The sequence below is a fragment of the Eisenbergiella sp. OF01-20 genome, from assembly GCF_003478085.1.
Classification (GTDB): Bacteria; Bacillota; Clostridia; order Lachnospirales; family Lachnospiraceae; genus Eisenbergiella.
Genome location: NZ_QUES01000017.1, coordinates 34,651 through 52,639 on the forward strand (window position 1 = coordinate 34,651; position 17,989 = coordinate 52,639).

Here is a 17,989-nt window from a genome sequence, read left to right on the forward strand (position 1 = left end):
TTATGCCTGTAACATTAGCAGAAGCAAAAGTCGGCATGGCCGACAAAGTAGACCAGCAGGTGATTGACGAGTTCAGACGGGACTCCCTGCTGCTTGATATGTTAACATTTGACGATTCCGTATCCCCTGGTACCGGTGGTTCTACCCTTACCTATGGATATATGAGATTAAAATCGCCTTCCACAGTGGCAACCCGTACCATAAACACGGAATATACACCGAATGAAGCCAAAAGGGAAGAAGCAACCGCAAAGGTTATTATCCTGGGTGGTGCATTTGAGGTTGACCGTGTTATTGCCAATACCAGCGGGGCTGTAAATGAAATTGAGTTCCAGGTAAAAGAAAAAACAAAGGCGGGGGCTAATTATTTCCATCATCTGGTTATCAATGGCTCTTCTGCAGCTTCTGGTTCCGGTTATGTGACAAGTACATTTGACGGACTGAAAAAAATCCTTGCAGGATCTGATACGGAATATACTTCTGAAAGTGATATTTCCACCAGTGCCCTTCTGGACAGTAATTACAACGTGTTCCTGGATGAACTGGACGGTTTTATTTCCAAACTGGCCGAAAAGCCTGATATCCTGCTTATGAACAATGATATGCTGACAAAGACCAGATCGGCAGCCAGACGAGCCGGATTCTATGAGCGCAACGTGGACGGGTTTGGCCGTACTGTAGAAAAATACAACGGTATTCCCATGATGGATGTAGGACAGTACTACAATGGTACGAATACAGTGGATGTAATTGAAACAAGTACCCCTTCTGCATCCACTTATGGCGAAACTTCTATCTATGCGGTAAAGCTGGGTTTGAATGCCTTCCACGGCATTTCCGTAGATGGCAGTAAGATGATCCATACTTATTTGCCTGACCTGCAGGCTCCCGGCGCAGTGAAAAAGGGGGAAATTGAGTTACTGGCAGGTGCTGTGCTCAAAAACAGTAAAATGGCTGGTGTACTTAAAGGCATTAAGATTAAGCCCAAAACGGAAGCCTCTGGCGGCTGATAAAAAGGAGGGAGTTAAATGCTTTACATAGACTGGGAGTATTACAACTCCCTTTATGACACAGTCTCTGAAGAGGATTTTGACAAGCTTAATGCCAAGGCCTGTGCAAAGCTGGATGTGTATACCCATATGCGTGCGCGTAATTTCATGGCGGCCTATGTTCATGGTACGGCAACACCCTTCCAGGAGCAAACTTATACCCAAATACGGAATACTGTCTGCGAACTTATAAATATAGTAAGTGTGCAGGATGCGACCGGTATGGGTTCCGGAATTGCCTCTGTAAGCAATGACGGATATTCCGAAACCTACAAGGTAACTACTCAAGCTGAGAAGGATGCGGAGGTGATAGCCCTCATCCAGCAGGGCTTGAGCGGGACCGGACTGGCAGGTGCATTATGAGTATTCTCTTCACAGATACAATGACCATTTATAATTACTTCCGTGACCCAGAGACAGAAGCGGAATCCTGGAGAAGAACAGTTATTAAAGGGGTACAATGGCGGCACAGTAAGAAAGAACTTACTGTGTCAAAGGGAGTGCAGACAGAAGAGCGCGTGGAAAGCATTACAGTGGACTTTTCCCGGTCTTATGGTCGCCTAACCTATGTAGAACCAGTGAAATACGCAGCACTGTCCCCTGATGGCAGGGCTGGTAGCTGGACGCTGGATGACAAACATGGGCTGGACATTCTGGTGTTGGGTGAATCCGATGCAGAGATTGTCTGTGAAGAGGATATAAACCAGCTTCGGGAGCAATATCAATATGTGGTTACGGTCACAGCGGTGACTGACAACCGGAACCGGCCGCGGCTTAAGCATATCAAGGTGGTGGGAAAGTAGTGGGAATGGATTTCAAGTGTTCTTTCAATCTGCGGGAGTGTATCGACACTTTAGGGATAGAAGAACGGGGCCGGGTGCAGAATTTTGTTACGGAATCAGTCTTGAATCTTGCAGGGCCGTATGTCCCGAATGACTTAGCCGAAAAGTATGAGAACCCACATAGGCTGCAGGATAGTGGCCACATCGAAAATGGGACAGAAGTTGTATGGAATGCCCCTTATGCCCGGCGCTGGTATTATCAGCAGGCTAACTTCCAGGGAGCACCAATGCGCGGTAAGTATTGGGTAGACAGGATGCTGCAGAACGGTGGCCTTAAGCAGATAGAGGACGGGGCCAGAAAGGTTGTGAAAGAATGACAGTATCAGAAAGTGTCATCCGGTGGCTGAAAGGCTTTGATGCAAGCCGGTTGAAAACAGTGAATACCGATATGCTGACGGCAGATGTGAAGTCTTACGCACTGATAAAGGAGCCGGTGCAGAATGTGCAGAGTTTTCTTTCCGGGAGGAAGATTATCACAGACCATTTTACGTTAATGGCGCGGCTGTCCAGCAAGACCGACAGCACACGGATTGGCAATTCCGGGTTCGGGGAAGCACTGGCAGACTGGATAGGCGTCCAGAATGCTGCCGGGAACTATCCGGCGGTTGAGGATGCGAAAGTCCAGGAAATAAGCGTCACAACGCCTTTTTACCTGGGCAAGTCAGAAGAAAATGACAGTTTGTACCAGATGACCGTAGCAATAAAGTATATGAAGGAGAATTGAGTATGAAAAGAGAGGAACTTATCCATTATTTTGATACTTCTATGGGTGCGGATACTCCCACATGGGCGCTCATCGGCGATGGCGTTTCCTCCATGTCGGAAGAGATGAATCCGGAAGAAGAAACAAACCAGTGGATTAACCAGTCCAACGGTGACAGTACTGTGAAGTCCTACACTCCCAGCATGGAAGTGGAAAAGCAGGATTGCATCGACGATGATATGCAGACATGCATCGACAAATTGGTGGATGAGCTGCCGACCGGTAATGCTGCGGAATCCTATTATCTCAGACTGAGGCTTAAAGATAAAACAGAGGATGGAAAATACACAGCATACAAGCGGAAATGTGCAGTATCTGTAAACAGTACCGGTGGTGATGCCGGCAGCAATGTGGTAAACAGCATTAAAATCAGCGGCAAGGGTTCTGCCGTGAAGGGAACCTTTGATGTGGCAACAAAGACCTTCACAGAAAGTTAATGTGGTATTAAGGAAACTTAATATACTGGGGTGTGTACCTTTCCGTCATGCCCCAGTTCGGAAAGGATAGGTAAGTGAATTTATGGGACAGGAATTTTTTGGTGATATTAAGGCTGACAGTGGTGTCAAAAAAATAAAAGTAAACGATGCAGGGGAATACATAGAACTGTCACTGACAGACGTAACCCTTTTTGAGAGGTTCACAGGGCTTCTGGACTGGTTTGAAATTAAACAGGCAGAACTGAACCAGTTTGGCGCTGATTTTGAAGTACGCCACGCCAATGACGATGATAACACAAAGGCTGTCGTTGAAGTGATACACAAGCGTACGGAATTATTTACGGAATGCTGCAAGAAGATTGATGAAGTCTTTGGCGAAGGGTGCTGCAGGAAGGTATTTGGAAATATCATTCCTGACGAGCTGCCGATTATGGACTTTTTTGAGCAGATGACTTCCATTATGCAGCGTATGGCGGCAGAGCGCGGAGAAAAACTGAAAACCAAATACAGCCGGGACCGTAAGGGAAAACAGAGGCAGCGTTCCAAGGACGAACTAATTGTGGATTATAAAGCCAGGAATGCAGCAAGGGAGCTGACAGATGGAGGAACAGAATTATAATGTCATTCTGGATGACCTGCCGGAAGAATGGAATGGATATCGTATCTGTTCGGATTTTAGAGTGGGTATCCAACTTGTCCAGATGCTGGAAGACACAGAGTACAGTCAAATAGAACGCCTTGCTTATGCTGCAGAACTTTTGTTTGACGATATGCCAGACAGCATTGAGAAATGCGTCCAGGGGATAACATGGTTTCTTTCTGCCTGGAATAGAGACGGTAAATCCGGGGATAAACAAGACGATGTTATTGTCATGGATTATGATGTAGACCAATGGCGAATATATGCCGCCTTCCGTATGCAATACCATATTGATTTAAGTATTGTGAAACTGCATTTCTGGGAGTTTATGGGATTACTTACTAATCTTGAGGAATGCAGATTTACGAAGGTAATGAATATCCGTACTATAAAGATTGATTCCACAATGTCCGCAGAACAGAAAGCGGCGCTTAAAGCCGCCAAGGAAATTTATAAGATAAACCGGGAAGACCCGGAAGAAGATAAAATAAGCCCGGCACGGGAAGAATTCCTGCGGTTTGCCGGATTGAATAAATAGTAGCCAACACAGAGCCTAGAGCCGATTGCAATTATGCAGTTGGCTCTTTTGGTTAGGTGGTGAGGATATGGCGAGCTATGACGCTGAGATAAGGGTTCACACAGATATTGAGAATAAAAATTTTATTGCTGGTGCGGAGAAAATACAGCACTCCCTGCAGGAAATCGAAAAGGGTGTGGATACGGCCAAATCTAAATTAAAAGACCTGGAAACGTTGGGAATCCCTAAAAACTCCCAGCTGTATCAATACGCCGCTAAGGACCTTGCCAGGTGGACGGCGGAGCTTGAAACAGTAAAGGGTAAACAGCAAGAAACAGCTTCCGATTTTTCTGAGCATATCAATCTGATGCGGGTTGACATTGAGGAATACGCAAACACCCTTAAGCAACTTGAAAAAGAAGGTAAATACTTCGGAGATACCGACTACGACAGGATTTATCTGGCATGGAAACAGGCCACAGAAGAGGTAAAAAAGTATCAGGCAGAACTTAATAAGCATACCGAAAAAGGGCAGGCGGAAGAGGCAGAGAAAGCCGCCAGGGAACTTGAAAAACAGGAAGCTATCCAGCGCAGGATAGAAGCCCAGGCGGAAAAGAACCTGCAAAAGGAAAATGAAGCTCTCTTGAAAGATGCACAGAAAGAGGCGAAGCTCCAGGCGCAGGAAGCGGAAGAACAGCGCCTTGCAGACATCAAAGCTCAGGCAACGGTTGCCGACCAGAGGATAGTTTCTCTTCTGGAACGTCGGAAGCAACTGCAAACAGAAATCGCAGAACTGGAAAAAGCCGGGGTGACGGCGGGATACCGAGAATATGATGCGCGGCAGGCAGAACTTAAGAGTATAAACAGACAGGTTTCCAGTTCGGCTGATATGGGCGGTACTGTGGCTCAGTTTGCGGCTCTTGCGGGGAAAGCAACGAAGGTACTTGCTGTTGTCGGGGCAGTGTTTGCGGTGGTAAAGAAGATAGCCTCTGTCGTCAAGGTAATTGCTGTTACTGTTGGTCAGATTATAGGAAGCCTTCTTAAAAAGATGGCGAGTACCTTTAAATTCATCGCGACACAGGCAGGGAAACTATTCAGCAAGCTTACATCTGGGTTCCGCAGCAGCGGAAGTTCTGCCGGTAATTTCGGCGACAGGCTGCTGGGGCTTGTAAAAAGCGTATTTGTGTTCAATGTTATCAGTAAAGCTTTTCAGAGCATGGTATCCGGAGTCCAGGATAGCACAAAGAAATTTACTCAGTACTCTGCGAGTTTTAACAGAAATATATCGTCCCTTGTGAATTCCTTAAATACCCTTAAAAATGCCATTGCCGGGGCCTTTGCTCCGATATTAAGCATTGCCATACCGTACCTTGTACAGCTTATTAACTACGTGTCTATGGCAGTTAATGCCGTGGCGCAGCTGATAGCAGCCTTGACCGGTGCCAGCACGTGGAGTAAGGCAATACAGCAGAACCAGGACTATGCCGCGTCCCTGGATAAAGTGGGGGGATCTGCAAAAAAGGCCGCTGGCGCCCTGGCTAAATTTGACGATTTGGATGTGCTGCAAAAGCAGGATTCCAGTGGAGGCGGTGGAGGCGCGGGTGCAGGAAATCTCTGGGAAGAAGTGCCTGTATCCGATGCGACAAAGGGGCTGGCTGATAAAATAAAGAAATTCCTTGCCTTGGATGACTGGTCAGAGTTGGGAAAAATAATTGCGGCTAAACTCACAGAAATGTTGGCAAGTATTCCGTGGGATAAAATTCAGGCGGCGACAAAAAGGCTTGGTAAGCAGTTTGGAAGCCTTTTGAATGGTATTCTAAGCGATCCGAATCTGTGGATTGAGCTGGGATATGCTTTGGCGCAAGGGATTAACACAGCGCTTATATTCCTGGTGAATTTTCTGTCAGAATTTGATTTTGAACAGATAGGAAACAACATTGCAGATGGCCTAAACACTGCCGTCGGAAATATAGACTGGGAACTTTTGGCGCAGACCATTATTGTGGGAATTAACGGGCTTGTGGATTTACTGTATGGATTTATATCCTATATTGACTTGGAAAAAATAGGACAGGTATTGGGAGAAACGCTGTACACCATATTAAATAATCTGCCTTATGAAAAAGCGGCAGAAGCTATTATTAAGGGAATCGGCAAGATATCGGATGCGCTTATAGCTTTTGTAATGGCAATAGATTTTGAAGAACTTGCCGGGCATCTTGCTAATATGCTCAACCGGATCATTCATGGCATGGAATTTGATAATAGTGGGAATGAGCTGGGGAATGTTTGGGAAAAGAACGGTAAAGTAGTAGGTATGCTTATACAAAGCTTCATCCAGTATATCTATACGCTGATAAGCAATATTGAATGGCATACGCTTGGGATACAAATTGCAAAATGGTTTACTAATGCCATTGAAGAGATAGATTGGAACATGGCCGGACAAGCAATTCATGACATGCTATCAGGCCTATTAGACATGATTATCGGATTCCTTGATGAAATGGACTGGACTGATGTTGGTGAAAAAATTGGTTCATTTTTGGAAGGGCTTGATTGGAATAGTATTTGTGAAAAAGTAGGTGAAGTCTTAAAGTTAGCACTGAAATCCGTTTTTGAGTCTATATTCGGCGAAGATTGGGAAGCAGATACTAAAATTATCGGTGCGAATATGCTTGATGGGCTTTTAGCTGGAATGCAAGCATCTTCAAACAATGTTCTTATTTCGGGCGTTATTGGTATTTTACGAGAACTATTATTGGCCGTTAAAGCTTATTTGGGAATTCATTCTCCATCCACAGTATTTGCAGAAATAGGCGGTTTCCTAATAGAAGGCCTGCTCCTGGGAATCCAGGAAATGTGGGTATCTCTGCAGGAGTGGTTCGCTACCACATTCGATAATTTAATTCTGCTTTTCGCTGAAAAATGGACGCTTATTAAAGAAGGTGCCCTGGAAATCTGGAACGGATTGAAAGACAGCCTGGCGGAAACCTGGGAGAGCATCAAAGAATCTGTTACAGAAAAATTGGATGCCATAAAGGAAAAATTCGAAGAAGTATGGAATGCCGTTAAGGAATGTATTGATTTAAAAGTAAAAAATATTAAGGACAAAGTTAAAGAACTTACTGACAAATTTACGGAACTTAAGAACGATGTCAGTACGGCATTTGCAAACATAAAAAACAGTATCATAAATGCCTTAAGCCCGGTTATCGATAAGCTCAAAGATTTCATCCAGTGGGTGAAAGACGCTATTCAGGCCGTGAAAGATTTCTTCAACAGCGGATACGATCAGGTAGGTACCACAGCCGGTAAGACCTCTAAATCGACAACAACAAGGAGCGTTATGACGGCCAGTCCTGCCAGTATCAGCGCTGCTATGGCAGATATACCGCGTCTGGCTTCAGGGGCTGTCCTACGGGGCGGGAACCCGTTCCTGGCGGTATTGGGTGATCAGAGGATGGGACAGACCAACATTGAGGCTCCACTGTCTACCATAGAGCAGGCTGTGGAAAATGTTATGAACCGCAGGAACTATGAAGGGAACGGTGGTCAGACAACATTAATAATGAATGTAAATGGACAGGAATTTGCGCGGTTAACTCTGCAAGACTTCATGTCAGAAATGAACCGACAGGGATACGACGTAGAAGTATTGGGGGTATGACAGAATGACGGATTTTACACGAGGAATAATAGTAGATGGCATTACTTTTAACCTTCCATTGGTTTCTATAAAAAGAAAGTTTGATTTCCTTTATAAAGATGGCGCGGGACGCACGGAGGACGGTGTATTTCACGGCGAACTTATAGGGGTGTATTGCAATTTTACAATTACTGTAGGTAAAAGCTCTTCATTTGATGGAACGGATTACGAAGAATTTGTTGAGAAGATGTCGGAACCAAATGAACAGCATACCTTTTCAATTCCGGTAAAAGGTGGATATTATACTTTCACAGGATATCTGGGTTCTGTTTCGGATGAATATGAAAAAATACTATCTGATGATACGATTTTTAAGGGTTTTACATGTAATATGGTTGCTGATAAACCAGCACGGAGGCCAGGGGAATGAGAACCAGTTTTGAAGTTTTTTATGACCTTAAGGACACAACTGCATTACAGGATAGTATTCCATCCACAATGGATAACCAGGATTTTGCAGTGGAAACTTTGCTTAAGGATAATACAGCCTTCCCTGATTACGGGACACTGGAACAGGATTATTTTGTCCTGGACGGCTCCATGCCGGAATTGCCGGATGCACCAGAAGGAATCCCCTTCTGGTCATCCGAATTATCAGATAGCGAGGGGAATTTTCAGAATAACCCGTTACTGATAATACTATTTTCTGAAAACCACACCAGTACAGGTCTTACGTTCCACTTTGCTGGGGATATCCCGGTACAATTTCAAGTCCGCTGGTATGACCTGGGCGGCAACATGATAGCGCTGAAAAGCTTCCAGCCGGATAGCAGGGATTATTACGCCCGGAACCTGGTGGAGAATTACGGGCGGCTTGAAGTAGAGTTTCAGAAAGCGCAGCCATACCGGTATGTGAAGCTATGGGGTATAGATTATGGTGTAGTTGTCACTTGGGATGAGGACGATATCAAAACGGCTTCCCTGATGGAGGAAACGGATCCTATTTCCAACGCCCTCAAGATAAACAAGCTTACCTTCCAGTTTGTCGACCGAGAAAATGAGTTTAACCTGGCAAATTCAGAAGGGCTGCACAAGGCCTTACAAAAGAAGCAGCACATTGAACCGTATGAAATTGTGGACGGGGAGCGGATGTACCTGGGGCGGTACTTCCTGACCACGCCCAGCAGTGACAGGAGCCTTGCAAAGATGGAGGCCACGGATTACATAGGCCTGTTGGACGATACCGATTTTAAAGACGGCAGGGTGTACAACGGGGAACTGGCCGGGAATGTCCTGGCTGATATCTTCGCCGGAACTGACATCCCTTATGAGGTAGCGGAGGATGTGGTGGCAACGCCGCTGTACGGCTGGCTTAAAATCCAAACTCGGCGTAAGGCCCTCCGGGAAGTGCTTTTTGCCTGCGGAGCCGTTGCAGAGACAGCGCGGCGGGATAATGTGTGGATATACAAACCCACGAGGTTAATTCAGTCTGATATTCCCAGGAGCCGAAAATTTTCCACGGCAACAAAGCAGGATACTTATGTAAGTGAGGTAAGTATTAAATTTGCTGAATACACGGAGGGCGCGGAAGAGAAGGAACTGGTGAAGGAAACTACCTACCCCGCGGGCGTGAATGAAGTGAAGTTTAACAGCCCTGTGTCGGACCTGCGGATAAGCGCGGGGGAGATTGTGGAAGCCAAAACCAATTATATTGTTTTCCGGCTGCCGACTGAATCTGCTGTTGTCATTTATGGCCGGCAGTATGGCAAGCAGGACATTACAGTGTCCTCTTCCGTTCCGCTGCTTAAGGCGGGTGAAAACCCGAAGGCCAAAAGCTTCACTGGTACGTTGTTCAACTACGGACAAGCGAAAATAATATCTCAGGCGATCCTTGATTACTATCAGCTGTCCCTTATCCTTAACATTAAATACTTGGCTGGAAATGAGCGGCCAGGGCAGTGGTCTTCTGTGGAAAATACCCTTATGGGGCGTGGAGGCTATGCGGCGGGGATGGAAAGCATAAAAACGGATCTTACCGGTGGATACATTTCAACAGCACAGCTCCGGGGGTATTACAGGTATGTGTCGGAGTATTATTATACCGGCACGGAACTTTATACAGGGGAGGACGTGGGCGTATGAATAAAGGATATATAAAAGGTTGTACAATAAGCCCCAACCCGGCTAACCAGAAACAGCAGCTGCAGATTGTCCTGGAAATAGAGGATAAACCGATTGTATTTGAAAAGGTGACATATTATGCCGGCAATGAGCTTAAGGCCGGGGAGAGGATAGGGATAATGTAAATGGCAATAACGAAAGTCAGAATACAGATAAACAGCGTGTGGACGAACTGTACCCAAAATAGTGCAGGAAAATGGGTATGTAGCCCGTCAGCCCCTGCAACCACAAGCTATAACCTGGAAGGAGGGTATTATCCTGTAATTGTGGAAGTCACAAATGATGCGGGAACAGTGGCAACATATAATCCCTCATCCGCAACAATTGGATCTTCTCTGCGGCTTACCGTCAAGGAGACTGTGAAGCCCGTGATTACCCTGGTGGCTCCTACAAATGGAGCACTGGTAATTAATAATAAGCAGCAGATTACCTTTAAGGTAACTGATGAGACAGGGGGCAGTGGCTTGGCACTGTCTACATTGGCACTCAAAATTGACAGCAATACGTATAACCAGTCCAGTGCCGGTATGGTAAAAACAGCGATTGCTAATGGTTACCAGTTTGTATATACCCCGCAGACAGCCCTTACCGATGGGGAGCATACCATTACCATTACCATAAAGGATAACGATGGCAATTCCGCAACGGCGATATCTACCAAGTTTAAAATTGATACGGTACCACCGACACTTAGTATATCTGCTCCTGCCAATAACCTGATCACCAATACTAAGAGCCTTACGCTGTCCGGCACCACAAATGATTTGACAAGCAGCCCTGTGTCCATAACAGCAACGCTTAATGGTGTGAGTATGGGAAGCATTACAGTGTCTGACAACGGGGCGTTTTCCAAGGCATTCACGGCGGCAGAGGGAGACAATACCATCGTGGTAACGGCGCGGGACTCTGCCGGGAAGACAACCACGATAACCCGGACGTTTAAGGTGGATACCTCTGTGCCGCAGCTCAATAGCGCTACTATAAGTCCTAACCCAGCAGATGCAAGCGCCAGCATCCAGATAACCCTTGACATCACGTAAAAAGGCAGGTGGTAAATGTGGCATACATAAAGGTTGCGGTGCCGTCCGACATTGTGTATGTCGCAGGTACCATAAACGGGATAGACACAGTCTGGCAGGAGATTAATGGTATTTGGTGTGGGTACGCGGATGCTGTTGAGGACTGCACATATAACGTCTGGGTGGAAATGTATGATGCTGCCGGGAACCGGTCGGAGTACACGGCCCAAATGTATTATGAACTTCCCTGGTTCGTAACAGACCGGACGCCGGAGGATGTGGAAAACCGGACAGAAAAAGGCATACTGAACGCTAAAGATTTAAACCGTATCGAAAAGAATAGCTTTATGATCGGTAACCTGGCCGCCCTTGTCATAGACGCAAAGCATGACTGGACGGTTGGGAATCTGCCGCGAACAAGCGATTTTAAGAGAATTCGGCTTCAGGTGCAAAAACTCAGAGACTACGCGCACCGTAGCACTACGCCGGCTGTCCCGTCCTCTCCCTTAAACCAGTACCAAAAAATAAACGATATCGAACAAATCCAGAAGGATTGTTTTGACATATATGTTGGAAACAAGAAAAATGTTGCATACGCCGGTGAAATATATGCCGGAGAAGGAGGGCTATTGTAATGGCATTTGTAAAAAAAACATGGAAGGACAGACTTGTGGAATACGCTGGTCGACGGAAGATTACGAATGTGTCTACACTGGCGGCACAGATCGTAGACATGGAGAGGGCAGAAGGAGTTGTGTCGGAAGAAGGCTCCCCCTTCAATGCTGCCAGCATGAATGATTTGGAGCAGCGGGCGGCAGACGCTTTTTCGGCAGTGCAGCAAGATATAGAAGGGATAAATAGCGATTTAGCATCCGGCCAGATTGAATTTTCTTTTCAGGACGGGAAAGGCGTTTACCGAAAAAAAGGTGCTGATACATGGCTCCCTTTTAAATCGAAACCCACTTCAATAGTGGTGTCAGCTGGAAGCCGAAACGGGTATACAAATAACTTTGACCTAAAAAGTATTCCCGAGTATGGGAAATTAATATTATTTGATAACATGTTCCCCGTGGCAATGCATTTAGGATCAGCGGCAGGTGTTGACTATACTATTACAGGTACTTTTTCATATGCTTATAATTCAAATACAGGTGTTCTATCCATCACCTTTATTCAAGACAATGCGGCATCTTATCGGGGGATCGACAAAATCACTTTGTATTATTTTCCTTGATAAAGACCGCTTTATTGCAAAAAAATAATTTTTACTGCTCCTTGGTCATAACCAGCATTTATAAAAAGTCCGATGCTAGTAGTTCCGTTAACTCTGCTAATTGTATGTATACCATTATTAGGTAAGGAATTTAAAATATCTTTGGTGGGCTTTGCCGGAATTGTACCGCCGGGGTTACCATATAAGTAATCATAAGATAGGATATTTCCATTTTCCCCAAGACAACAAACACAAAGGATTTTTAAATTCCCCATAGATATTTGAGCATTTTTATCGAACGCGATACGTGAATATATTCCATTCGGATCGTAAAAGGAACTGAGAATGGATCTGTCTCCAGCTCCAAACGTTGTTACCAACATGCTGGGTTCTCCGCTAAAAGGGAACACTGTATCTGCACCTGCCCTTGTTTTGTATCCAGTGATCCTCCCGGTATCATCAATGACGGGTGTAAAGCCCCCTAAATCGCTATTTAACAAGAATAAATAATAATTAATTTTACCTACGGAAAACCGTAGAGAAAGGAAAAATCTATGAACAAAATAAGATTTGCAAACGACACAGAAATGGAGGTGTCCGGCGTTACCCAGGCTGGGGATACACTGCAAATTGAAGTAGATACCGCCGATGTAAATGCGGTTATTGCTAAGTTCCGCGATAACTCTGCAGCCACCTCTGTGATGAGGTATTATGTTGGCACTGACCTGCTGCGCGGATATGCCGGTTATGCAAAAATGACAGGTATCCAGTATATGCCTGATGTACTCAGGGATATTAACTATGCAATTGTGGATCCAGCCACGGCAAGCGGCTTCCAGGAAACGCGGGTGGACACCGTGATGGTTACTATGCAGAAGACACAGGAGGGCATTGACGCTATTACCGCGCAGCTGGCAACACATGAAAACGAAATCTCTGTTCTCAAAACAGATATGGGCGCATTGGAAAAAACTATCTTAGGAGGAGAATAATAATGAAAAAAGAAGCATTGCAGAAATTGGAAGCCATGCGGAAGCAGGCAGAGATAAACTGTGCCGGGAACACGGATGTGCAGGCGTTGGAAGTTGCTGCCCTGTATCCGGATTGGACAGGCCTTCCGGAGGGGGAAGCACTGGCGGCTGGCAGCCGCGTACGGCATAAAGATACGCTGTATAAAGTCCTGCAGGGGCACAATAAACAGTCCGGATGGGCGCCGGATGTGACCCTATCCTTGTTTGCTAAAGTATTGATTCCTGATGCGTCCGTAACACCTGCGTGGGAGCAGCCGGGCAGCACTAACGGGTACAGCGTGGGTGACAGGGTGACGCATGGCGGCAAGACGTGGGAATCCCTGGTTGACAGCAATGTATGGGAGCCGGGGGCAACTGGATCCGAAAGCCTGTGGAAAGAAGTTTAATCCGTATATGCGGGGAAAGAGAGGAAAACTATGAAGGGAATCAAGGAAATAATCTGTACAGTTATAGGAGTTGTTGGCAGCGGAATGGCGTATTTACTTGGAGGATGGGACAGCGCTTTGATTACACTGGTTATTTTTATGTCTATTGATTACATAGCAGGGCTTATTGTGGCGGGAGTGTTTAAAGAAAGTCCGAAAAGTGCGAACGGGGCTTTAGAGAGCCGCGCTGGATGGAAGGGGCTTTGCCGGAAAGGCATGACGCTGCTGTTTGTTCTGGTCGCACATCGGTTAGATCTGGCAATCGGAGTAAATTATATCCGTAATGCTGTCATTATTGGATTCATAGCCAATGAACTGATATCCATAGTAGAAAATGCCGGCCTGATGGGAATCCCTCTTCCCTCTGTGATTAAAAAAGCAATAGAGATTCTGACACATAAGGCGGAGCAGACGGAGGGGGAGTAATCCCCCTTTCTTCCTATAAAAAGAAAGGGAAAACTATGTGGAAAGGAATAGACGTATCAGACAACCAGGGAGTTATAAATTGGGCGCAGGTTAAGGCTGCCGGATGCCAGTTTGCCATATTGCGGACTGTTCGCCGGTCGGGTAAGGTCGATCAACAGTTTGCGGCTAATCTGGCCGGCTGCCTGGCCCAAGGACTTCCTCATGAATTTTACAAATATACTTATGCTTTGCTGCCGACACAAGCCGTGGAAGAGGCAAAGCAGGTTATAGCGCTATTGATTGCGCATGGAGTTAAAACAGGCCATATATGGTGGGATGTGGAGGATCCGTCCCTGCGTACTTTAAGTAGGGGAGTGCTTACGGGCATAATCCAGTCTGCAGCAAACACAATTATCGGCGCCGGTTATCAGTTTGGCATTTACACCGGCAAGTCATTTTATGAAGAGGGGGTATTTGATACCACGGCTTTTGATTGTCCGATGTGGATTGCCCGGTATCCCAACAGCGGATATTTTAACCTGGCAGATAATCCACCTGCAGACCAGTACAAGCCTGCAGTAACACAGCCGCTATTTGGCTGGCAGTATACCAGTAAGGGGCGGGTGGACGGTATCGGCGGTGTTGTTGACCTCAATGTCTGCTATATACCCTTCTGGACGGCCCAGGAGCCTGAATATTACTTACAGGACATCTGGCATGGGATAAGCATCTCAAAGGCGCTAGAGAGCATCGGGGAGGACGGATCGTACCAGCATCGGGTACAGATTGCAGCTGTAAATGGTATTGCAGGGTATACCGGGACCGCGGTACAAAATACGCATATGCTAAATTTGCTACAGACGGGGCAGCTTATCCGGGCATAATATGGATATAAAATGAAGGAGGGGTGTATTCCCCTCCTTTAAATATTAAAAGTCTATAGTTCGGATGATTTCACATGGTTTATCATTTTTTCTACATCTGAAGATGTATTTATGGGTATTATCTTTACATCTTTGTGACTATTTTGGAACACAACAAATATTTCATGAGCAAATCCTTGACCAATATCATCTATTCCACTAAAGTCTAATTCAACTTCTTTAAATTTATCAAATCGATTACATAGTCTTTTCGCTTGTGACCTAGATACAGGATATGTCTCATAAATATTTTTAATAGGAATGCGAGTTCTAGTAAATCCACCATCCTCATTAGAGAACATTCCAAACACCTCCTTTAGAGTTTTATTGCTAAAATTAGAAAGTTCCATATATATAATAGTTCCTTTGTAGTTTTTCCAATTACGAAGAGATTTAATATTTTCTAAATCATTTAGAACATCAACATATTTATCATGAGTAAATATTTTACCATCTGATATAGCAGCAAAACGGTCTAATGCTCTTGAAGTGAAAAAAATACCTTCCCCAGAATGATTTTTAGAATCTGTAGTCAATTTCCCTTTGAAAAGTTCATTTACCGCATCATCTAAAGAATTATATTTATAATACTCCTTAATTTTTCTAAAAATACCTATTCCATTATCTTGAATCATTACTGTAGTATTAATATAGTTTTGATATATGGATAAATAAACATGTTCCGCCATTGAATGGTCAATTGCATTATTCATCATTTCCATAAAAGAGTATTCCCAAATTTTCACAACATTTTCAGGTAGATAATCACCTGTACCTATGTATTCTTTTAAATACTCGTCATAGATAATATCCTCTTCTAATAATTGGTTCTTTGACCTTTGTAGATGAATAGTACTTGAAATAGTTACAAAATCATATGTATTTCCTTTTTTTTCGATAATTAGGTCGTTTTCTAGTTGACGTAGATATCGATATACAGTATTTAATGAAATATTAAAAGTCATTGAGGTTTTTTTTACTACGTCAATATTAGATTCTGATATTTTCTCTAAAATATATCTTTTAATCTGTTCTCTTTTTTCATATGTAAAACTCATTTTACACCTCATTTTATTAACTTTAATTACTCTTATTTTAACTATAGCATGTAAGAAATTTTATGTAAAGTTAAAATGGATAAAAAGCAAATTAAAAAGACAATATAAGATTAATGACAGTATATATTCCCATTCATTTTTTGCCTAAATAACGAGCAAAAAGCAATTTTCTACATAGACTATAAAGGAAATAATGGAGAATAATCCCATGAAAGAAAACCCTTATGAACATCGCCATAAATTTGGAATTGATAAACCCAGCAGCATCGGCGGCCTGCAGATAGATGATTGTGTTTCATATATTAAGGAAGGGATTCAGCGCAGAGGCTATATTTATTGTTTCCGACAATTCGGATACCCTTATAACAGAAGATTGTATACCTGTTGAACAATTGAAAAAGGTGAGAAATGATGCCCTTAAATACGCAACAAATAAGTTGGAAAGTTGATTGCCGCGTGTTGCATATCGTGTTGCATCAGCCTATAATATTATACAATAAAGTTAATAATACCACATTAAACAGTATAATAATACAGCGTAAATCGCAGTAAATGCGCGGAATGGCTTAAATACAGTATGTGTCTCTTCCTATTATAATGGGTTCGAATCCCCCGTGCTTCACTTCGAAAGCCTTGGTTTTACAGGGCTTTTTTTGTGCCCTTAACGGCCCATATTCCGCAGCCATGACGGATGTATTTGATGACTGCCCATAAACACGTAAATTGACAAAAGAGTAACGGGATAATGTAATAAACATAAAATAATTATAAATAGATATCAGGTTATATAATAGTGTGATAACAGAAACAGAACGGTATACAATTGTCTTTTTTGGTGTTGATTCTAAATTTTACACAAAAGAATTTATTGCCTATCTTTGGGAAGAAAGTGCAAATAAAGAATTCCGAAAATCGGGAATATTCATAACGGCGTTAATAAGCATTGACAGGCTTGTATGCGGAAAAATAAGAGGATGTACATTAGGAGATACTGCACACATAATAACAACGGTAAGAAATCCTGTTGAAGTAAGAAGCCAGGAGGCTTTTTGGAATTCGTATGTAAATATTACCAAGGAAGTAAGGGAAAAACTGGGCAATCCAAGTTCTACAATTTCCATTCAAAATATTGATTACCGGTATATTACCGAATAACTAATAATGGTTGGAATCCCCGTGTCTCATTACAGAGAAACAGCGGCATCTTCATTAATGAAGGCATCGCTGTTTTTTACTGTCGTTTCTATAATATAGAAAAGACCTGTTATTTCTTAAAGCCCGTAACTTCCTTTTACCGGATCACGGAACAGAGGCAGCCGGGGAGCACGGAAGGTGAAATAAATAAAGAGTACGGATAACAGAATAAGTACAGCCAGGCTCAGATAGGGGAGAAGGCGGGACACGACCTTATCCTTATTGGGATAAGCGGCTTTTCTTTCTGCCAGGCTGCTGAGAAAAAATGCCAGCAGGATACTCAGCAAAAACACGGTGATGTCCAGCGCCAGATAATTGGTGCCAAGAACGGCGGTATAGGAATAAAAAAACAAGGGAATAAGGATCAGCCCTGCCGCCAGGCCTATGGTCCTGGAAGGAAGAAAAACCGCGGGATCGCGGGAGGCGTGGAATAATTCCCAGAGTGTATACAGGACAAAGGGAAAATAAAGCAGCTTCAGATGCTCCCAGACAGATTCGTTGACCGGAGAAAACAGAGCTGTCAAGGGGAGTTCCCCCGACCATTCATATAAGAAATGAAGAAGAGTGCCAAGTACGGCTGTAAACAAGATGCCCCAAATTGTGTAACTGTATTTTTTCCTGAACATATTTTCTCCCTGCCTTA

The 17,989-nt window shown here is 44.1% G+C and carries 24 protein-coding genes; 21 read left to right on the plus strand and 3 right to left on the minus strand.

The genetic code is table 11. The features are described 5' to 3' along the window. Window positions 1-2 precede the first annotated feature (2 nt). From DXA36_RS18685 to DXA36_RS18750, 15 genes are all read left to right on the plus strand, one after another. On the plus strand, window positions 3-1,010 hold the full coding sequence (locus DXA36_RS18685; RefSeq protein ID WP_118681001.1) for a major capsid protein: 1,008 nt from the start codon (window positions 3-5) through the stop codon (window positions 1,008-1,010). 18 nt (window positions 1,011-1,028) lie between these two features. Then, a complete protein-coding gene (locus tag DXA36_RS18690; protein WP_118681002.1) occupies window positions 1,029-1,412 on the plus strand; it encodes a hypothetical protein in 384 nt (127 codons plus the stop codon). Between the two features lie 125 nt (window positions 1,413-1,537). After that, window positions 1,538-1,852, plus strand: coding sequence for a hypothetical protein (locus DXA36_RS18695; protein ID WP_147366622.1), 315 nt, complete (start codon window positions 1,538-1,540; stop codon window positions 1,850-1,852). A gap of 5 nt (window positions 1,853-1,857) precedes the next feature. Further along, entirely contained in the window at window positions 1,858-2,208 is a 351-nt protein-coding gene (locus DXA36_RS18700; RefSeq protein WP_118681004.1) for a minor capsid protein, read from the plus strand. Beyond that, a complete protein-coding gene (locus DXA36_RS18705) occupies window positions 2,205-2,615 on the plus strand; it encodes a hypothetical protein (protein ID WP_118681005.1) in 411 nt (136 codons plus the stop codon). Before DXA36_RS18700 ends, DXA36_RS18705 begins: the two co-directional genes overlap by 4 nt. A gap of 2 nt (window positions 2,616-2,617) precedes the next feature. Beyond that, on the plus strand, window positions 2,618-3,091 hold the full coding sequence (locus DXA36_RS18710; RefSeq protein WP_118681006.1) for a phage tail tube protein: 474 nt from the start codon (window positions 2,618-2,620) through the stop codon (window positions 3,089-3,091). Between the two features lie 82 nt (window positions 3,092-3,173). Further along, window positions 3,174-3,710, plus strand: coding sequence for a DUF6673 family protein (locus DXA36_RS18715; RefSeq protein ID WP_118681007.1), 537 nt, complete (start codon window positions 3,174-3,176; stop codon window positions 3,708-3,710). Beyond that, a complete protein-coding gene (locus DXA36_RS18720) occupies window positions 3,691-4,269 on the plus strand; it encodes a Gp15 family bacteriophage protein (protein ID WP_118681008.1) in 579 nt (192 codons plus the stop codon). Before DXA36_RS18715 ends, DXA36_RS18720 begins: the two co-directional genes overlap by 20 nt. A 67-nt stretch (window positions 4,270-4,336) precedes the next feature. Next, window positions 4,337-7,918: a hypothetical protein gene (locus tag DXA36_RS18725; protein ID WP_118681009.1), complete on the plus strand. Its 3,582-nt coding sequence runs from the start codon at window positions 4,337-4,339 to the stop codon at window positions 7,916-7,918. 4 nt (window positions 7,919-7,922) lie between these two features. Beyond that, complete coding sequence (locus DXA36_RS18730; protein WP_118681010.1) at window positions 7,923-8,327, plus strand: hypothetical protein; 405 nt, start codon at window positions 7,923-7,925, stop codon at window positions 8,325-8,327. Then, window positions 8,324-10,039: a hypothetical protein gene (locus DXA36_RS18735; protein WP_118681011.1), complete on the plus strand. Its 1,716-nt coding sequence runs from the start codon at window positions 8,324-8,326 to the stop codon at window positions 10,037-10,039. The genes DXA36_RS18730 and DXA36_RS18735 overlap by 4 nt, the downstream gene beginning before the upstream one ends. Continuing rightward, window positions 10,036-10,203: a hypothetical protein gene (locus DXA36_RS33040; RefSeq protein WP_182479153.1), complete on the plus strand. Its 168-nt coding sequence runs from the start codon at window positions 10,036-10,038 to the stop codon at window positions 10,201-10,203. Before DXA36_RS18735 ends, DXA36_RS33040 begins: the two co-directional genes overlap by 4 nt. Further along, window positions 10,204-11,118 carry an Ig-like domain-containing protein gene (locus tag DXA36_RS18740; RefSeq protein WP_118681012.1) on the plus strand — a complete coding sequence of 305 codons (915 nt, stop codon included), beginning with the start codon at window positions 10,204-10,206 and terminating at the stop codon, window positions 11,116-11,118. Between the two features lie 17 nt (window positions 11,119-11,135). Further along, entirely contained in the window at window positions 11,136-11,732 is a 597-nt protein-coding gene (locus DXA36_RS18745) for a hypothetical protein (protein ID WP_118681013.1), read from the plus strand. After that, on the plus strand, window positions 11,732-12,331 hold the full coding sequence (locus tag DXA36_RS18750) for a hypothetical protein (RefSeq protein WP_118681014.1): 600 nt from the start codon (window positions 11,732-11,734) through the stop codon (window positions 12,329-12,331). The genes DXA36_RS18745 and DXA36_RS18750 overlap by 1 nt, the downstream gene beginning before the upstream one ends. An 11-nt stretch (window positions 12,332-12,342) precedes the next feature. Here the strand turns inward: DXA36_RS18750 and DXA36_RS18755 are convergent, their stop codons facing one another. After that, window positions 12,343-12,693 (minus strand): hypothetical protein, encoded by a 351-nt coding sequence (locus tag DXA36_RS18755; RefSeq protein WP_118681015.1) that lies wholly within the window; start codon window positions 12,691-12,693, stop codon window positions 12,343-12,345. Between the two features lie 171 nt (window positions 12,694-12,864). Here DXA36_RS18755 and DXA36_RS18760 point away from each other — a divergent pair, with 171 nt between their 5' ends. Genes DXA36_RS18760 through DXA36_RS18775 form a run of 4 tightly spaced genes read left to right on the plus strand, consistent with a single transcriptional unit; the run spans window position 12,865 to window position 15,055 of the window. Further along, entirely contained in the window at window positions 12,865-13,302 is a 438-nt protein-coding gene (locus DXA36_RS18760; protein WP_118681016.1) for a hypothetical protein, read from the plus strand. 2 nt (window positions 13,303-13,304) lie between these two features. After that, window positions 13,305-13,727, plus strand: a complete 423-nt coding sequence (locus tag DXA36_RS18765; RefSeq protein WP_118681017.1) for a carbohydrate-binding protein — start codon at window positions 13,305-13,307, stop codon at window positions 13,725-13,727. A 30-nt stretch (window positions 13,728-13,757) separates the two neighbouring features. Beyond that, complete coding sequence (locus DXA36_RS18770) at window positions 13,758-14,192, plus strand: phage holin family protein (RefSeq protein WP_330425061.1); 435 nt, start codon at window positions 13,758-13,760, stop codon at window positions 14,190-14,192. Between the two features lie 35 nt (window positions 14,193-14,227). Continuing rightward, on the plus strand, window positions 14,228-15,055 hold the full coding sequence (locus DXA36_RS18775; protein ID WP_118681018.1) for a GH25 family lysozyme: 828 nt from the start codon (window positions 14,228-14,230) through the stop codon (window positions 15,053-15,055). Window positions 15,056-15,108: 53 nt separating this feature from the next. On the opposite strand, the gene DXA36_RS18780 is transcribed toward DXA36_RS18775, so the two are convergent. Next, the gene (locus tag DXA36_RS18780) at window positions 15,109-16,152 is read right to left on the minus strand and encodes an STAS-like domain-containing protein (protein ID WP_182479154.1); all 1,044 of its coding nucleotides are present in this window, start codon (window positions 16,150-16,152) and stop codon (window positions 15,109-15,111) included. Window positions 16,153-16,360: 208 nt separating this feature from the next. Here DXA36_RS18780 and DXA36_RS18785 point away from each other — a divergent pair, with 208 nt between their 5' ends. Then, on the plus strand, window positions 16,361-16,540 hold the full coding sequence (locus DXA36_RS18785) for a hypothetical protein (protein ID WP_147366623.1): 180 nt from the start codon (window positions 16,361-16,363) through the stop codon (window positions 16,538-16,540). A 407-nt stretch (window positions 16,541-16,947) separates the two neighbouring features. Beyond that, the gene (locus DXA36_RS18790; RefSeq protein ID WP_243114683.1) at window positions 16,948-17,307 is read left to right on the plus strand and encodes a hypothetical protein; all 360 of its coding nucleotides are present in this window, start codon (window positions 16,948-16,950) and stop codon (window positions 17,305-17,307) included. A gap of 116 nt (window positions 17,308-17,423) precedes the next feature. Here DXA36_RS18790 and DXA36_RS18795 read toward each other — a convergent pair whose 3' ends face one another. Then, window positions 17,424-17,972 carry a DUF6512 family protein gene (locus tag DXA36_RS18795; protein WP_118681021.1) on the minus strand — a complete coding sequence of 183 codons (549 nt, stop codon included), beginning with the start codon at window positions 17,970-17,972 and terminating at the stop codon, window positions 17,424-17,426. Between the last annotated feature and the right edge of the window lie 17 nt (window positions 17,973-17,989).

Excerpts from the sequence above, each read along its gene's own strand:
- DXA36_RS18685 (WP_118681001.1), top strand. The coding sequence starts at position 3 with ATGCCTGTAACATTAGCAGAAGCAAAAGTCGGCATGGCCGACAAAGTA.
- DXA36_RS18690 (WP_118681002.1), top strand. The coding sequence starts at position 1,029 with ATGCTTTACATAGACTGGGAGTATTACAACTCCCTTTATGACACAGTC.
- DXA36_RS18700 (WP_118681004.1), top strand. The coding sequence starts at position 1,858 with ATGGATTTCAAGTGTTCTTTCAATCTGCGGGAGTGTATCGACACTTTA.
- DXA36_RS18705 (WP_118681005.1), top strand. The coding sequence starts at position 2,205 with ATGACAGTATCAGAAAGTGTCATCCGGTGGCTGAAAGGCTTTGATGCA.
- DXA36_RS18710 (WP_118681006.1), top strand. The coding sequence starts at position 2,618 with ATGAAAAGAGAGGAACTTATCCATTATTTTGATACTTCTATGGGTGCG.
- DXA36_RS18715 (WP_118681007.1), top strand. The coding sequence starts at position 3,174 with ATGGGACAGGAATTTTTTGGTGATATTAAGGCTGACAGTGGTGTCAAA.
- DXA36_RS18720 (WP_118681008.1), top strand. The coding sequence starts at position 3,691 with ATGGAGGAACAGAATTATAATGTCATTCTGGATGACCTGCCGGAAGAA.
- DXA36_RS18725 (WP_118681009.1), top strand. The coding sequence starts at position 4,337 with ATGGCGAGCTATGACGCTGAGATAAGGGTTCACACAGATATTGAGAAT.
- DXA36_RS18730 (WP_118681010.1), top strand. The coding sequence starts at position 7,923 with ATGACGGATTTTACACGAGGAATAATAGTAGATGGCATTACTTTTAAC.
- DXA36_RS18735 (WP_118681011.1), top strand. The coding sequence starts at position 8,324 with ATGAGAACCAGTTTTGAAGTTTTTTATGACCTTAAGGACACAACTGCA.
- DXA36_RS33040 (WP_182479153.1), top strand. The coding sequence starts at position 10,036 with ATGAATAAAGGATATATAAAAGGTTGTACAATAAGCCCCAACCCGGCT.
- DXA36_RS18740 (WP_118681012.1), top strand. The coding sequence starts at position 10,204 with ATGGCAATAACGAAAGTCAGAATACAGATAAACAGCGTGTGGACGAAC.
- DXA36_RS18750 (WP_118681014.1), top strand. The coding sequence starts at position 11,732 with ATGGCATTTGTAAAAAAAACATGGAAGGACAGACTTGTGGAATACGCT.
- DXA36_RS18755 (WP_118681015.1), bottom strand. The coding sequence starts at position 12,693 with ATGTTGGTAACAACGTTTGGAGCTGGAGACAGATCCATTCTCAGTTCC.
- DXA36_RS18760 (WP_118681016.1), top strand. The coding sequence starts at position 12,865 with ATGAACAAAATAAGATTTGCAAACGACACAGAAATGGAGGTGTCCGGC.
- DXA36_RS18765 (WP_118681017.1), top strand. The coding sequence starts at position 13,305 with ATGAAAAAAGAAGCATTGCAGAAATTGGAAGCCATGCGGAAGCAGGCA.
- DXA36_RS18770 (WP_330425061.1), top strand. The coding sequence starts at position 13,758 with ATGAAGGGAATCAAGGAAATAATCTGTACAGTTATAGGAGTTGTTGGC.
- DXA36_RS18775 (WP_118681018.1), top strand. The coding sequence starts at position 14,228 with ATGTGGAAAGGAATAGACGTATCAGACAACCAGGGAGTTATAAATTGG.
- DXA36_RS18780 (WP_182479154.1), bottom strand. The coding sequence starts at position 16,152 with ATGAGTTTTACATATGAAAAAAGAGAACAGATTAAAAGATATATTTTA.
- DXA36_RS18785 (WP_147366623.1), top strand. The coding sequence starts at position 16,361 with ATGAAAGAAAACCCTTATGAACATCGCCATAAATTTGGAATTGATAAA.
- DXA36_RS18795 (WP_118681021.1), bottom strand. The coding sequence starts at position 17,972 with ATGTTCAGGAAAAAATACAGTTACACAATTTGGGGCATCTTGTTTACA.